Annotated in this window: 12 protein-coding genes and 2 pseudogenes; 11 read left to right on the top strand and 3 right to left on the bottom strand. The window is 36.1% G+C overall.

Annotation, left to right across the window (positions count from 1 at the left end):
- The first annotated feature begins 29 nt into the window (after window positions 1–29).
- Entirely contained in the window at window positions 30–1,490 is a 1,461-nt protein-coding gene (locus tag LOK41_RS19550) for a CoA-acylating methylmalonate-semialdehyde dehydrogenase (protein WP_241817927.1), read from the top strand.
- 75 nt (window positions 1,491–1,565) lie between these two features.
- On the opposite strand, the gene LOK41_RS19545 is transcribed toward LOK41_RS19550, so the two are convergent.
- Window positions 1,566–2,195, bottom strand: a complete 630-nt coding sequence (locus LOK41_RS19545; RefSeq protein ID WP_241817926.1) for a LysE family translocator — start codon at window positions 2,193–2,195, stop codon at window positions 1,566–1,568.
- 135 nt (window positions 2,196–2,330) lie between these two features.
- Between LOK41_RS19545 and LOK41_RS19540 the strand changes: the two are divergent.
- Window positions 2,331–2,876 (top strand): annotated as a pseudogene (locus LOK41_RS19540) (helix-turn-helix domain-containing protein).
- Window positions 2,877–2,942: 66 nt separating this feature from the next.
- On the opposite strand, the gene LOK41_RS19535 reads toward LOK41_RS19540, so the two are convergent.
- Window positions 2,943–3,995 (bottom strand): enoyl-CoA hydratase/isomerase family protein, encoded by a 1,053-nt coding sequence (locus tag LOK41_RS19535; RefSeq protein WP_241817925.1) that lies wholly within the window; start codon window positions 3,993–3,995, stop codon window positions 2,943–2,945.
- A 430-nt stretch (window positions 3,996–4,425) separates the two neighbouring features.
- Between LOK41_RS19535 and LOK41_RS19530 the strand changes: the two genes are divergently transcribed.
- The 4 genes from LOK41_RS19530 to LOK41_RS19515 all read left to right on the top strand — a co-directional run bounded on the left by LOK41_RS19530 (window position 4,426) and on the right by LOK41_RS19515 (window position 9,496).
- Window positions 4,426–4,683 (top strand): hypothetical protein, encoded by a 258-nt coding sequence (locus LOK41_RS19530; protein ID WP_241817924.1) that lies wholly within the window; start codon window positions 4,426–4,428, stop codon window positions 4,681–4,683.
- 308 nt (window positions 4,684–4,991) lie between these two features.
- The gene (locus tag LOK41_RS19525; protein WP_241817923.1) at window positions 4,992–5,231 is read left to right on the top strand and encodes a DUF2584 family protein; all 240 of its coding nucleotides are present in this window, start codon (window positions 4,992–4,994) and stop codon (window positions 5,229–5,231) included.
- A 21-nt stretch (window positions 5,232–5,252) separates the two neighbouring features.
- Window positions 5,253–6,410: an exonuclease SbcCD subunit D gene (locus LOK41_RS19520; RefSeq protein ID WP_241817922.1), complete on the top strand. Its 1,158-nt coding sequence runs from the start codon at window positions 5,253–5,255 to the stop codon at window positions 6,408–6,410.
- Entirely contained in the window at window positions 6,407–9,496 is a 3,090-nt protein-coding gene (locus LOK41_RS19515) for an AAA family ATPase (RefSeq protein ID WP_241817921.1), read from the top strand. The genes LOK41_RS19520 and LOK41_RS19515 overlap by 4 nt, the downstream gene beginning before the upstream one ends.
- Before the next feature lie 57 nt (window positions 9,497–9,553).
- Here LOK41_RS19515 and LOK41_RS29325 read toward each other — a convergent pair.
- Window positions 9,554–9,755 (bottom strand): annotated as a pseudogene (locus LOK41_RS29325) (site-specific integrase); the annotation flags it as partial.
- 294 nt (window positions 9,756–10,049) lie between these two features.
- Between LOK41_RS29325 and LOK41_RS19505 the strand changes: the two are divergent.
- The 5 genes from LOK41_RS19505 (at window position 10,050) to LOK41_RS19485 (ending at window position 15,730) form a co-directional block, all read left to right on the top strand.
- Window positions 10,050–10,268, top strand: coding sequence for a hypothetical protein (locus LOK41_RS19505; protein ID WP_241817920.1), 219 nt, complete (start codon window positions 10,050–10,052; stop codon window positions 10,266–10,268).
- 836 nt (window positions 10,269–11,104) lie between these two features.
- The gene (locus LOK41_RS19500) at window positions 11,105–11,890 is read left to right on the top strand and encodes a 2,3-dihydro-2,3-dihydroxybenzoate dehydrogenase (protein WP_241817919.1); all 786 of its coding nucleotides are present in this window, start codon (window positions 11,105–11,107) and stop codon (window positions 11,888–11,890) included.
- A gap of 23 nt (window positions 11,891–11,913) precedes the next feature.
- Entirely contained in the window at window positions 11,914–13,131 is a 1,218-nt protein-coding gene (gene dhbC, locus LOK41_RS19495; protein WP_241817918.1) for an isochorismate synthase DhbC, read from the top strand.
- 18 nt (window positions 13,132–13,149) lie between these two features.
- A complete protein-coding gene (locus tag LOK41_RS19490) occupies window positions 13,150–14,769 on the top strand; it encodes a (2,3-dihydroxybenzoyl)adenylate synthase (protein WP_241817917.1) in 1,620 nt (539 codons plus the stop codon).
- 40 nt (window positions 14,770–14,809) lie between these two features.
- Window positions 14,810–15,730: an isochorismatase gene (locus LOK41_RS19485; protein ID WP_241817916.1), complete on the top strand. Its 921-nt coding sequence runs from the start codon at window positions 14,810–14,812 to the stop codon at window positions 15,728–15,730.
- The last annotated feature ends 4 nt before the right edge of the window (window positions 15,731–15,734 follow it).

The raw sequence follows: 15,734 nt of genomic DNA, 5'->3' as shown, positions 1-15,734 counted from the left end.
AATATAAAAAATAAAAAGGAGCGAATACAATGATTACAACAGAAATTAAACGCGTGAAAAATCATATTAATGGTGAATGGGTAGAATCTACTGGAACAGAAGTGGAAGCTGTTCCGAATCCTGCGACTGGGAAAATAATTGCTTATGTTCCGCTTTCTCCAAAAGAAGATGTGGATCGTGCTGTTGAAGCTGCAAAAGCTGCTTATGAAACATGGTCTAAAGTACCAGTTCCAAATCGCTCAAGACAGCTATATAAATATCTACAACTCTTACAAGAAAACAAGGATGAACTTGCAAAAATCATTACATTAGAAAATGGTAAAACGTTAAAAGATGCAACTGGCGAAGTTCAGCGCGGGATTGAAGCTGTAGAACTAGCAACATCAACACCAAATTTAATGATGGGGCAGGCACTTCCAAATATTGCGGGTGGGATTGATGGCTCGATTTGGCGTTACCCAATTGGAGTTGTTTCTGGAATTACACCATTTAACTTCCCAATGATGATTCCTTTATGGATGTTCCCACTTGCAATTGCTTGTGGTAATACATTCGTATTAAAAACGTCTGAAAGAACGCCACTTTTAGCTGAAAGACTAGTAGAATTATTCTATGAAGCAGGTTTTCCAAGAGGTGTCTTAAACTTAGTACAAGGCGGAAAAGATGTTGTAAATAGTATTCTAGAAAATAAAGATATTCAAGCTGTTTCATTTGTTGGATCTGAACCAGTTGCACGTTATGTGTATGAAACAGGAACAAAATATGGAAAACGCGTACAAGCACTTGCAGGAGCAAAAAACCATGCGATTGTTATGCCAGATTGCAACATGGAAAAGACGGTACAGGGTGTGATTGGATCGGCGTTTGCGAGTAGTGGAGAGCGCTGCATGGCATGTTCTGTTGTAGCTGTTGTGGATGAAATCGCTGATGAATTTATTGATGTTCTAGTAGCGGAAACACGTAAATTAAAAGTAGGTGATGGTTTCCACGAAGATAATTATGTAGGACCATTAATTCGTGAATCTCATAAAGAACGTGTACTAGGTTATATTAATAGCGGTGTAGCAGATGGAGCTACTTTATTAGTAGATGGTCGTAAAGTGAATGAAGAAGCTGGCGAAGGGTATTTTGTTGGGGCAACCATTTTTGATGGTGTAAACCAAGATATGAAAATTTGGCAAGATGAAATCTTTGCTCCAGTACTGAGCATTGTGAGAGTAAAAGATTTAGAAGAAGGAATTAAGCTGACAAACCAATCAAAATTTGCAAATGGAGCTGTTATTTATACATCTAGTGGTAAACATGCACAAACATTCCGTGATAATATCGATGCTGGAATGATTGGTGTAAACGTTAACGTTCCAGCTCCAATGGCATTCTTCGCATTTGCAGGAAATAAAGCGTCCTTCTACGGTGATCTTGGAACAAATGGAACAGATGGTGTTCAATTCTACACACGTAAAAAAGTGGTAACAGAGCGCTGGTTTTAATAGAGAGAACACGTATGTAACTTGTTACATGTACGAAAAATCCACCCCTCATTCATGAGCGGTGGATTTTTATTGTTAACTGTTTTTTTCGAACGCTAATTTTATACCAAATCCAATTAATATAATACCAGTAAGCCCTTGAATATATCTTTGTGTAGCAGGCTTTTTCATAAAGACACTTATTTTATCAATTAAAAATATATAAAAAGCAAACCATATTACAGTTAAAACAAGATAGGTAAGCGCCATAATCAAAAACTGAATAAGTGTATTATGATTAGGATTTAAAAATTGCGGTAAAAAGGTCAAAAAGAAAACAGCAACTTTAGGATTTAAAAGGTTAGTAAGAAAACCTTGGCGAAAACAAGAAGTGTTTCCATCAGTGTGTTTCATAGGCAAGTCATTCATATTTATGTTGTTTTTGTTTTTTAAGGATAAAAGTGCTTTTATGCCTAAATAGACGAGATAAAGTGCACCAACATATTTAAAAATAGAAAATAAGAAAGCTGATTTAACAATAATAGCAGAAAGACCAATTACAGCTGCTAAAGTATGAATTAAGAGTGCGATACATGTACCGAAAACCGTTTTCACACCTCCGATTTTCCCAGCAGTAAGAGTGTTTTTCGTAGCCATTGCAGTGTCAGGGCCCGGTAAAATGATAAGACAAATCGACATGATAATAAAAAGAAGATAGTTCTCCATAATCACTCCGCCTTTCTTTAATTATATTTTGAAAATTTAATTAAAATAAGTTTAACACAATTTAAGTTGTATGTTAAACTAAATTTAAGTATGTTAAAATATATTTAATTAAAGTCGTTAAAAGGGGTATAAAATGTGGAGAATATAAATATAGGGAAAAAGGTGGAAGAGCTACGAAAACAAAAAAATTTAAGTATGAGGGAGCTAGCAAAGTAAGCAGAAATAACACCCTCTATGCTAAGTCAAATTGAGAGGGGATTAGCCAACCCTTCTATTCAAACGTTGAAACTATTAGCGGGAGCATTAGAGGTTCCAACTTTTAGCTTTTTAATGGAAGATACGAATACGAATGACTTAGTTGTAAGAGCGAATGAACGTAAGAAAATGATTGTAGGAAATTTATCATATGAATTATTATCACCAGATTTAACGGGTTCTTTGGCTGTATCTTTAATGACCTTACCACCTAATGCTATTTCCTCAGAAAAACTTTTGGAACATAAAGGAGAAGAAATTGCACATGTTTTAGAAGGAGAGGTTGTTTTTCATTTACAACAAAATATATACACTTTACATCCAGGTGATAGCGTGAAAATTCCTTCGTACATGAAACATAAATGGGAAAATCCATTTGATCAGGATGCCATTATTTTATTCGCTGTAACACCTCCGTCATTTTAATCGTACGGTAATAAACTAGGCTAGATAGAGCAGAAAATAAACTGCTTTTATCTAGCCTGGTTGCTATTATGCATTAAGAAGGTTAAAGAAGCGATTTACCTCTTCATCTGAAACATCACTTAATTGTTTATATTTGTATTGTGGGTTTTGATCCTTATCGACTACGACAGAACGGACTCCTTCAAAGAAATCTTCGTGTCTCATGAAATTTTTAGCGAGTATGAGATCCGTTGCAAAGCATTCTTCTATCGATTTTTCTTTCCCATCAATCAGTTGCTTTAATGTTACTTTTAATGAGAATGGAGATTTTGAGAGTAACTTTTCTTTTGTTTTTAAAGCGAAAGAACTGTCAGTATTCTCTAATGAATGGATGATATCCTCGACTGTTTGGAATGAAAAGTGCTTATCAATTTCTTCTTGCACGGAAGCAAGTTCACCTTCTACACTAGGTGTTGTTTCATATTTATTTATGAGTTCTTTTAAAGTTATATGTACATTTTGATTGTGCCAATTTACTTTTTCGATTGCATCAAGAAAAGTAGGTAACGTTTCAGATGGCATATAATGATCGGCAGCATTTATATATAACACATCAGCAGCTTGTAAGACAGATGCTGATAATGCGACATAACGGCCAGCTTGTCCAGGAGCTTTATTTAAGAAATAAGCAGCGCCGACATCTGGGAAAAAACCAATGTTCATTTCAGGCATTGCCCATTTTGTACGCTCTGTGACAATTCTATGTTTGGCGCCATTCGTAAGGCCGACGCCACCACCCATTACAATTCCATCTAAACAAGCGATAATTGGCTTTGGATAATGATATAAATAAGTATCTATTTCATACTCTTCTTCAAAAAACTGTTCTGCATGTTGTAATGCAACTTCACTTGAACGCGCTTCATATAATGTTTTAATATCACCGCCAGCACAAAAGCCTTTTGTACCAGCGCCTTTTAAGACGATCATGGCGATGCGATCATCCTTTTCCCATTCTTTTAGTTTTTGCCCAATTGGTTGTAACATATCATAAGATAAAGAGTTAAGTGCTTTTGGACGGTTTAAAGTAATCGATGCAACACCATTTTCACTAATGGAAAATAAAACATTTTCAGTCATTTTAAATCCTCCTCTTATATATTTTCTCGTTCTTATTTCTCGATACAATCTGAAATGTCCTTTATAATTTACTTAATAAGCAAGTAACGTGCCAGTTTTAATGCCTTTCATAAAGAAGAAATACTAGCTAAAAAGTGTCTAACTGTCTAAACAAATAAACAATTAGACATAATATTAGACTTGTTGTAGAAAATTGCATATTTTGACGAGTTCTATTTGCAGGATTTCCACGGATGAAAAGGAATATTACAACAATCATGATTGATTATAGGTTAAAAATGGAGGATATACTATATATATGACTCTTATGCTTGGAAGGAAAGGGTTGAATATAGATAAGAATCATATTTTGTTATATTCGCTGAATTGTCAAACTTTTAACGAAGCTTGAGTTTGTATATAATAAGGAATAGAGAAAGGGGAGATCGGAATGCCAGGGCCTTTGCTATTATCGGTTATTATTTTGTCTTCTCTCATGATAGGAATTACACAGTATTTTCATCATACAGATACGACAGAAGAAGTGAAAGATAAAGTACGTCTCGTGTTTCCGGTTTTTATCATATCTATTTCACTTTGTTTTATATTAAATAAAGATGGGTATATCGTGGCCTTATTTTCATTTTTTATAGCGATTATTTTAATTACTGTATTGTACTATGTAATGAAAGATTATTTGCAAAAATAAAATTTGATTAAAGGTACCTCCACAAATTAGATTATTGCACATTATAAAAAAGAAACTGTTTTGAAAAAAGATGGATCAAAATGGTTTCTTTTCTTTTGGAAAGAACAAGCTCTGCATGCAAAATAATTGCGCAATGAAGCAATAGACATCATCATAGTATTTTCTAATTATAAAATTTCACATACTGTATTATAAAATGAAAAATAAACAAATCTGTAAGTAAATTCTTCATCATCTATTCACTTGTCAATCATGAGTAGCCACTATACTATTAAAGTATAGTGAATAGTAAAAGGAGTTGTGTTTATATGAAATTTGAGATGCACACAAAGATTATTTCAAATGAAAAAGAAACGAGATTACATATAGAAGAAAATGTATTTCAATTAATGTTAGATGGTCATCATTTATTTGCTATGAATGAAATGTTACCTTTATATAAATCAGATCAAGAAAGAATTGGTAGTGCAATTGTTCAAAAGATAGAGTGGGAAAATGGAAAGACCACACTTAAGTATCAACTTGTTTCATTACAATCAGTAAATTAAAAGAGAGAAAGGAAGGGAAAGATGAAGCTTTTTCATACAGCAGATTGGCATTTAGGAAAACTTGTTCACGGTGTATATATGACCGAAGATCAACGAACTGTTTTAGAGCAGTTCGTTCGAGCTGTACAAGAAGAAAAACCAGATGCCGTAATCATTGCAGGTGATTTATACGACCGAGCAATTCCACCGACAGAAGCAGTAGACTTATTAAATGAGGTATTACAAAAAATAGTGATTGATTTACAAACACCGGTAATCGCGGTAGCAGGGAATCATGATAGTCCAGACCGTATTCATTTTGGCAGTAGTTTAATGAAAAAACAAGGGTTACATATTGTGGGACAATTTCAATTTCCTTATGAACCAGTTGTTTTACATGATGCGTATGGAGAAGTCCATTTTCATTTAGTACCATATGCTGACCCAAGTATTGTTAGACATGTGATGCAAAATGAAGATATTCGCTCGCATGATGATGCGATGCGTATTTTTATGAATGAACTTTCGGAAACAATGAATCAAGAAGCAAGACATGTATTTGTGGGACATGCATTTGTTACTTCTTCAGGTGAAGCAGAAGAAAATACGAGTGATGCAGAACGTCCTCTTTCAATTGGTGGTGCTGAATATGTTAATAGTCACTATTTTGACAAGTTTCATTACACAGCGCTTGGTCATTTACATCAAGCGCATTTTGTACGTAATGAAACAATTCGATATTCAGGGTCACCACTTGCGTATTCCATTTCTGAAGAGCGACATAAAAAAGGGTATTATATTGTTGAATTAGATGAAACGGGACAAACGACAATAGAGAAGCGTTTATTTACACCTCGACGCCAAATGCGAACAGTAGAAACGAAAATAGATGATTTATTAAAGCATCCGACAAGTGAAGATTACGTTTTCGTCAAATTATTAGATGAAAATCCTGTACTGCAGCCAATGGAGAAAGTTCGTTCTGTCTATCCAAATGCAATGCATGTTGAACGTTCTATGAAAAGAAGAGAATTTACAGAAGCAGATGAAATTGTTGTTTCTAGGCATAAAATGGATGACGTATCTCTTTTAAAAGCTTTTTATAAAGAAATGAAGGGGTCAGATTTATCAGAAGAGAAAGAACGTCTTTTCTTAGAAGTATTACAAACAGTGCAGGAACGGGAAGGTGAACGAAGATGAGGCCACTGCAACTTATGATGACGGCGTTTGGTCCTTATAAACAGCGAGAGATTATTGATTTCAGTGATTTAGGGGATCATCGCATTTTTGCAATTTCAGGAAATACAGGAGCAGGAAAAACAACGATATTCGATGCGATTTGTTATGTGTTATATGGAGAAGCGAGCGGAGAGGAACGAAGTGATACGAGTATGCTTCGTAGCCAATTTGCTGATGATAATGTATATACGAGTGTAGAATTAACCTTTCAACTGAAAGGGAAACAATATGAAATAAAAAGGCAGCTTGGCCATAAAAAGCAAGGGAATAAAACCGTTACTGGGCATGCTGTTGAATTATATGAAGTAATAGGTGATGAGAAGATTCCATGTGTAGATCGTTTTCATGTGACAGATGTGAACAAAAAGGTTGAAGATTTAATTGGACTTAGTAAACATCAATTTAGTCAAATTGTCATGCTTCCGCAAGGAGAATTTCGAAAACTACTAACATCTGAAACAGAAAATAAAGAAGAAATTTTACGTCGCATTTTTAAAACAGATCGTTATAAATTAATGCGCGAATTACTAGATCAAAAACGGAAACAGTGGAAAGACGTTTTGCAAGAAAAGCAAAAAGAAAGAGAACTGTACTTCCGTAATGTTTTTAAGTTACCAGTTCGAGATGGTTCGTTGTTAGAAACATTGGTGCAGCAGGAACATGTTAATACGCATCAAGTAGTCGAAGCACTGGAACAAGAAACGGGTTATTATGAAGCAGAAGTTGAACAATTGCAAATGCAGCAAATAGGACAAGCGCAGCAATTAAAAGAAGTAGAAGTTCGTTTTCATGTAGCAAAATCTGTTAATGAAAAGTTCAAAGATTTTGAGCGGAAACAAGAGCAACAAGCAGCTTTACAAGCAAATCGTGAACAAATCGAAATAGAAGAAAAACGCTTTAAACTGGCGGAACAAGCAAAACGATTAGTACCATTTGAACAATGGTATGAAGAAGCAAAGCAAAGTGAACAGAACGCTGAACAATTACTGAAGCAAATGTTTGCTAAGAAAGAAAAGACTGTTGAATCTTTCCGATTGGCACAGGAGAAATATGAAGAATTAAAAGGTAAGGAATCTGTACGTGAAGAAGCTAAAAAAGACGTACAGAGACTAGAGGAATTAGAGTCGATTATTGCTTCATTAGCAGAGAAAAAATCCAATTTGCAAAAGGTAGAGATTCAGAGAGAGAAATTGAACGAAGGTATTCATAAGTTTGAGCACCAGCTAGAAGGGCAAACTTCTCAAAAACAACAATTAGCTGGAGAATTACAACAGTTAGAAGCAGCGCTTGAGCAATACGTAACAAAAGTGGAAGAACTGGCAAATATGCGAGAAGATGCAAAAATATTAAAGCAAGCATATGACGTTTGGAACGAAAAGCAAAAATATGAAAAAGAAAAAGAATCATCTTCTCAAAAAGTAGAAATAGTTGTGAAAGCGTATGAAGAGATGGAACAACGCTGGTTAAATGAACAAGCTGGGATGTTAGCACAGCATCTTCATGACGGAGAATCGTGTCCAGTATGCGGTAGCACGACGCATCCTAACAAAGCTACAGAGCGAGGAGATTCCATTGATGAGCAACAATTAAATGAACTGCGTGAAAAGAAAACAGTTGCCGAAAAACTACACATGCAAGTAGCTGAGAAATGGAATTTCTACAGAGCACAGTATGAGCAAGTAATAGAAGAAGTAGCCAACCGTGGATATCGTTCGGAAGAATTAGCAGAAACGTATCGCACATTGGTGCAAAAAGGAAAACAACTAGTTGCTGAAGTGAATGCATTAAAAGAGAGTGAAGAAAAGCGTAAACAATTAGCTTCCAGTCTAAAAGGGTTAGATCAGCAAGTAGAAGAGTTACAAAAACAAAAACGTGAAGCGGAAGCAATGCTGCATCGCACTGAGTTAGAGTGTATAGAACTGCGAACGTCTTATGAACATAATCAACAAAAAATCCCTGAAAGCTTACAAACGTTAGAAGCATGGAAACAGCAATTTGACAATGCTATTAAAGAACTTCGTTTGATGGAAGATGAGTGGAAGAAAGTACAAGAAGCTTATCAACATTGGCAAAATGAAAATATACGTGTACAAGCTGAATACGATGGGGCTATAAAGCAAGTAACCCAGACAAAAGAAAAGAAAGAAGAAACTTTACTTCGTTTTACGACAGAGCTACAGCAAGGTGGATTTATCGATCAACAAGCTTATAAAGAAGCAAAATTATCAGATATAGAAATGAAACATCTGCAAGATCAAATTCAAAAATACTATTCATCCCTTGAAGTATTAGCGAAACAAATTGAAGAACTAACAAATGAATTAGTCGGGAAAGAATGGACGGATATTACAGTTTTAGAAGAGCAAATGAAAGAACTAGAAATTCAGCTTGATATTACAAAAGAAAAGCGCCAGCGTGCTCAAAGTGCAGTTGCATACATTTCTGATTTACATGAAAATATTAGACGAATTGATGAACAAATTCATGAAGAAGAAAAAGCTTTCCAAGAACTTGTCGATTTATATGAAGTCATGAAAGGAGATAACGAGAGTCGTATTTCCTTTGAACGATACATTTTAATTGAGTATCTAGAACAAATCGTTCAAATTGCTAACGAAAGACTTCGTAAACTATCAAACGGACAATTTTACTTAAAACGAAGTGAACGAGTTGAAAAACGCAATCGTCAAAGTGGACTAGGATTAGATGTATATGACGCATACACTGGCCAAACACGTGATGTAAAAACATTATCCGGCGGTGAGAAATTTAATGCATCGCTGTGTCTAGCGCTTGGTATGGCAGATGTCATCCAAGCCTATGAAGGCGGTATTTCTATCGAAACAATGTTTATCGATGAAGGATTTGGTTCGCTAGATGAAGAGTCACTAACAAAAGCCGTTGATGCATTAATAGATTTGCAAAAATCCGGACGATTTATCGGTGTGATTTCGCACGTGCAAGAGTTAAAGAATGCTATGCCAGCAGTACTTGAAGTAACGAAGCAGAAGGATGGTTGTAGTCAGACTAGGTTTGTGGTGAAGTAAAGATTTTAACCTATCTGATTTGTCCATCGTTTCCAACGCTTTTTAGGTGAAGTCACACTAACGGTCACATTTTTCGAATACTTCGTCGAGCTTTTCAGCTACCGAATGTTGCGTATCGGATAATACGTGACTGTACGTGTTTAACATCGTATCAATAGCAGCATGACAACAAAGTAGCATGCGTATGTCGTAAATCATGGAATCAAATCTTCGATAATCCGAGTTTGTTGATTACATTATAAAACGACCTACGTATGCTGTGAAAATCCAATATTCTCTCCTAAATCACACCCACAGAACTAATTACAATGTGTTTACCTTAATTGGCGAATGCGTGTCTCGTGGATAGAAAGGGTTGATTGGTTGAGTAGGTTCTTGTATGGAAGTAATGTTTTTAGATTTATTAATGTAATCATAAAAGATGAATTAATCATCTTACAGTTTTTTGTGGATTTTAAGAACCACAGGGAGACGTTAAATTAAAAACCAAGTGAAATAAAATACGCTAGCCAAATGACTTCTTGTGGGGAAATTTGGTTGGTAGACTATGTACATGATAGCAGAAACGAATCTAAAAGTAGTATGTGAAGAAGAATTTTTAGATAGAGAGCCTAAAATATTAGAAACTTGTATTACAACTTTATTAGGACACTCCAACGCTTTTGCTACAAAAGAGGGGATGTTTATCAATCCTTTAGATAAAGATTCTAATGTGCTGTATTATAAAAACTTTGTTTTTGTAAAATCATTAGAGAAACCAAAATGTGCTTAATTAAAAGAAGTACTCATAAGACGGATTAAAAGTTCCTTTGATATGATGGAACTTTCAAAACCAACAAATACATTTGAAGAAACGGTTGTAAGAGTGTAAGAAAAAAGTCAGCGTAGGCTGGCTCTTTTTTTATACTTAGAAATGTAATGCTTTCTCGTATAAAGGGAAAGTATGTGAATGAAACTGATTATAAATGCATCTAATTCCAAAAAATTATAACAGAATAATATACATGACGTATAAATTTGCGAATGAAATGATATGATTTAGAAAAAAAGTAAGATTGTCATAAGTTAATAAAAAATAAAAGTATAATTTTTAGGGATTTTTCAGAAATTTATTGAGAAAAATACCATCTTATAAAATGGTATTTTTTGCATTAAAGGTTTATTTATAGAATGAACGTAAAAGTTTGGATGGTGTATAGAAAGTTTTAACATTTTATTTTAAACTTTTTTGAATTGTAATTTTTAAAGAGAAAACATTGAAAATACATTTTTTTAGGGATATTAGTATAGAGAAATAGTAAAAAAATTATCTGAAAAATAAAAAAAGATTGACAAGTTTATTGAGAAACATTATCATTTCGTTGTAACAAAAGAAAATGAAAATCATTATCAATTAATCGATTGTGATTATTATCTAGGATAGTGTGTAAAAAATTAAGATTTAAATACTCTTGACTGATAAGTTTACTAAGTGTATTATTTTTTGTGAAAACATCAATCGATAATGATTATCAGTATCGATTGATGTTTTCGATATAGGGTTCGTCTTTTGCAAGACAGAAGTATATAAGAATCTAATCGATTCTTGCAAAGAAAGGAATTGAGAATATGGACCTTAGAGAGTTTGATGGAAAAGTTGCTTTAGTTACTGGTGCAGCACAAGGAATTGGGGAGACTGTAGCAAATATGCTTGCGGAAAGAGGAGCAAAGGTTGCAGCGGTTGATAAAAATATTTTAGGTCTCAATAAACTTTCCGATTATCATGCAACAAGAGGCAGCTTGTTGAAAACATTCGCTTTAGACGTGAGTGATAGTTCCGCGGTGGAAGATACAGTAAATCAGATCGAGGATGCATTGGGACCGATTGATATATTAGTTAACGTTGCGGGTGTTTTGAAGATGAATGCAATTCACTCTTTAAGTGATGAAGATTGGGACAAGACTTTTTCTGTAAATGCTACAGGAGTATTTTATGTATCCAGATTGGTAAGTAAACGTATGATGTCACGTAAATCTGGTGCGATTGTAACTGTAGGATCAAACGCAGCAAGTGTTCCTAGGATGGAGATGGCTGCGTATGTAGCGTCGAAAGCTGCTGCAACGATGTTTACGAAATGTCTTGGTCTTGAACTTGCAGAATATAATATTCGCTGTAATTTAGTTTCTCCTGGTTCAACTGAGACAGAAATGCAGCGCCTACTTTGGAAAGATGGAAATGGAGCTGGAAAAATTATTGCAGGCTCACAAGATACGTATAGATTAGGAATTCCATTGAAAAAGATAGCAACGCCTTCTGAGATTGCTGAAGCAGTTTTATTTTTAGCCTCAGATAAAGCAAGTCATATTACAATGCATAATCTATGCATTGATGGCGGTGCTACTTTAGGAATCTAAATGAGATATAGGAGGTTTAAAAAATGAATCATACAACTGCTTTAAAGGAGTTAGCAACAAAATTACTAGATGACTATAAAGCTGGATCTTCATTCTTTTTTGCTTCACCGTACCGCACAATACTTGCCGAGGGAATATTCGCTACGGTGAAACATAGTCAGGCAGAAAATTTTCCTGAGCTGGTTCATGCGGTACTAAATAATGCGAAGCAAGCTGGGCATCATAATCCCATTGTTGTAGGGGCGCTACCTTTTGATCCCACCAAAGCGGTACAGCTCGTTGTACCTCAAGAGAGCAGGCTAGCAGAGCGTCTACAATTTGATTTTACAGATCGAATGCAGCAATCACCTGCACTTACATATGAAATGAATCCTATCCCGGCACCTGCAGAATATATGCGCGGTGTAGAGCAAGGAGTAGCGAAAATAAAGAGCGGTGACCTAAAGAAAATCGTTCTATCTAGATCACTGGATTTAAAATCTCTAGAAAAGGTTGATATTCAAAAACTGCTTCGTGATTTAGCACAGCACAATAAACACGGGTATACGTTTGCAGTAGATTTACCGAAGAGTGAAGAAGGAGAGAATTGTGATGTTTCATCAAAGCGTAGTCGTACACTTATAGGAGCGAGTCCAGAGTTACTTGTTTCACGGAGTGGAATGCAGGTCATTTCTAATCCGCTTGCAGGATCTAGGCCTCGTAGTGAAGATCCTGTAGAAGATAAAAGACGAGCAGATGAGTTGCTTTCTTCTGCTAAAGATTTACATGAACATGCTGTTGTTGTTGAAGCAGTAGCTGCGGCGCTTCGTCCGTACTGCCGTACATTACATGTTCCGGAAAAGCCATCATTAATAAATAGTGAAGCAATGTGGCATTTATCTACAGAGATAATAGGAGAATTACTTGATACATCAGTGTCTGCGTTAGAATTGGCACTTGCACTTCATCCTACACCAGCAGTTTGTGGAACTCCGACAGAAGAAGCTCGTGAAGCTATTAACGAAATTGAACCGTTTGATCGCGAGTTTTTCACGGGAATGCTTGGTTGGAGCGATCTGAATGGTGACGGTGAATGGATTGTGACGATTCGTTGTGCGGAAGTTGAAGAGAATTCTCTTCGCTTATTCGCAGGAGCTGGTATTGTTGCGGAGTCAAAACCTGAAGATGAGTTAGCTGAAACAGCAGCAAAGTTTCGTACGATGCTTCGTGCTATGGGATTAAATGATGAATCTTTGAAATAGAAGCTAGGGGGATAAATGATGTTAACAGGATGCCGGGAGTGGCCTAAGGAATTTGCAGATCGGTATAAAGAAGAAGGATGCTGGCGCGGAGAGACCTTTGGAGAGATGCTTCGAGAACGCGCGATGAAACATGGCGACCAGATTGCGGTGACAAGTGGTAAAAATCACTTGAGCTATAGTGAACTAGATAGAAGAGTGGATCGTTTAGCTGCAGGATTTCTAAGTTTGGGAATTAAACAAACGGATCGAGTGGTTCTTCAGTTACCAAATATTACGGAATTTTTCGAGGTCTGCTTTGCGCTTTTTCGAATTGGTGCACTTCCAGTTTTTGCTTTGCCGTCACACCGAAGTAGTGAAATAAGCTATTTTTGTGAATTTGCTGAAGCAACTGCTTATATTATTTCTGATAAACAGCTTGGATTCGACTATCGAAAGCTTGCAAGAGAAGTAAAAGGAAAAGTTTCAACGCTGCAACATGTCATTGTTGTAGGAGAGGAAGAAGAATTTGTAGGGATTCACGATCTTTACTTGGAGCCAGTTGATTTACCAGAGGTGAAATCTAGCGATGTAGCTTTCTTACAATTATCAGGCGGAACAACAGGGTTATCTAAATTAATCCCAAGAACACATGATGACTATATGTATAGTTTAAGAGTAAGTGCTAAAATTTGTAAATTGGATCAAGATAGTGTATATCTTGCTGTTCTTCCGGTTGCACATAACTATCCTCTTAGTTCGCCAGGGACACTTGGAACGTTATATGCCGGAGGACGAACTGTTCTCGCTTCTGGAGGAAGTCCGGATGAAGCGTTCTCTCTTATTGAGAAGGAACGTGTCACAATTACAGCGCTTGTGCCACCCCTTGCAATGGTATGGCTTGATGCAATAGCCTCACGTAATAATGATTTATCTAGCCTGCAAGTTTTACAGGTGGGCGGCGCAAAATTTAGCGCGGAAGTGGCGAAACGCATACGTCCAGCATTCGGTTGTACATTGCAACAAGTATTTGGTATGGCAGAAGGACTAGTAAATTACACAAGACTTGATGATCCAGAAGAAATCATTATTCATACGCAAGGAAGACCAATGTCAGAGTTTGATGAAATTCGTGTAGTTGATGAAGGTGATAATGATGTGGAGCCAGGACAAGTTGGAAGTTTATTAACTCGTGGGCCATATACAATCCGTGGATATTATAAAGCTGAAGAACATAATGCGAAATCTTTTACTTCGGATGGTTTTTACCGTACAGGTGATCTTGTCAAAATAAATGGGCAAGGATATTTAGTAGTTGAAGGACGCGATAAGGATCAGATTAATCGTGGTGGAGAGAAAGTTGCAGCTGAAGAAGTTGAAAATCATCTGTTAGCTCATGAAGCGGTACATGATGTAGCGATTGTATCTATGCCAGATGATTATTTAGGAGAGCGTACTTGTGCTTTTGTAATAGCTCGCGGGCAAGCATCTACTGTCGGGGAGTTGAAAATATTTTTAAGAAATCGAGGAATTGCAGCATATAAAATCCCAGATCGCATCGAATTTATCGAATCGTTCCCGCAAACCGGTGTTGGTAAAGTGAGCAAAAAAGAATTACGAAAAGCAATTGCTGAAAAATTAAAAACTACTATCAATTTGTAAAGTTTAAATATTAATTAACAATTCGGAAGGAAGTGATTAGATGGCGATTCCAGCTATCTCAGTATACCCAATGCCATTAGAAGCAGATTTACCAAACAATAAAGTAACGTGGAAGCCAGATCCAAAACGTGCAGTTCTTCTTATTCATGACATGCAGGAGTACTTTCTGGATGCATATCATGCTGAGGAATCACCAAGAGTAGAACTGATTTCAAATATTCAATCTATCAGAAAAACATGTAAGGACCTTGGGATTCCAGTTGTATATACTGCACAACCAGGCGGACAAACGTTAGAGCAAAGGGGATTATTGCAAGATTTCTGGGGACCAGGTATTCCTGAAGGGCCTCATAAGCAAAAAATTGTTGGTGAGCTTACTCCGGATGAGCATGATATTTTCCTAACAAAATGGAGATATAGCGCTTTTAAGAAAACAAATCTTTTAGAAATTTTACATGAACAAGGGCGAAATCAGCTTATTATATGCGGAGTGTATGCACATATCGGATGCCTCTTAACAGCATGTGAAGCATTTATGGATGGAATACAACCATTTTTCATTGCTGATGCAGTTGCTGATTTCTCACAAGAACATCATACACAAGCTCTGCAGTATGCATCTGATCGATGTGCAGTGACAATGATAACGAATAGGTTGTTAAAAGATTTGCAGAATGAAAAAGAAGATGGTGTGTTGGAAAGGCAGAGAAGATTCACATTACAATCAGTGCGCCAACAAGTTGCTGAATTACTTCGTGAATCGCCAACAGATATTGAAGATAATGAAGATTTATTAAATAGAGGGCTCGACTCAGTTAGAATAATGAGTTTAGTAGAGAAATGGCGCCAGATAGGTGTAGAAATTGCATTCGCAGATTTGGCTGAGCGCCCAACAATTAATGACTGGTTTCATTTAGTGTCCTCTCGAGAGGAAAAGGTGCTGTCAAATACAGATAGATAAAGGG

The sequence above is a fragment of the Bacillus sp. TL12 genome, from assembly GCF_022625245.1.
Taxonomy (GTDB): Bacteria; Bacillota; Bacilli; order Bacillales; family Bacillaceae_G; genus Bacillus_A.
The sequence above is the reverse complement of the archived record's forward strand: the minus strand, read 5'-3'. Positions and strand labels throughout refer to the sequence as shown.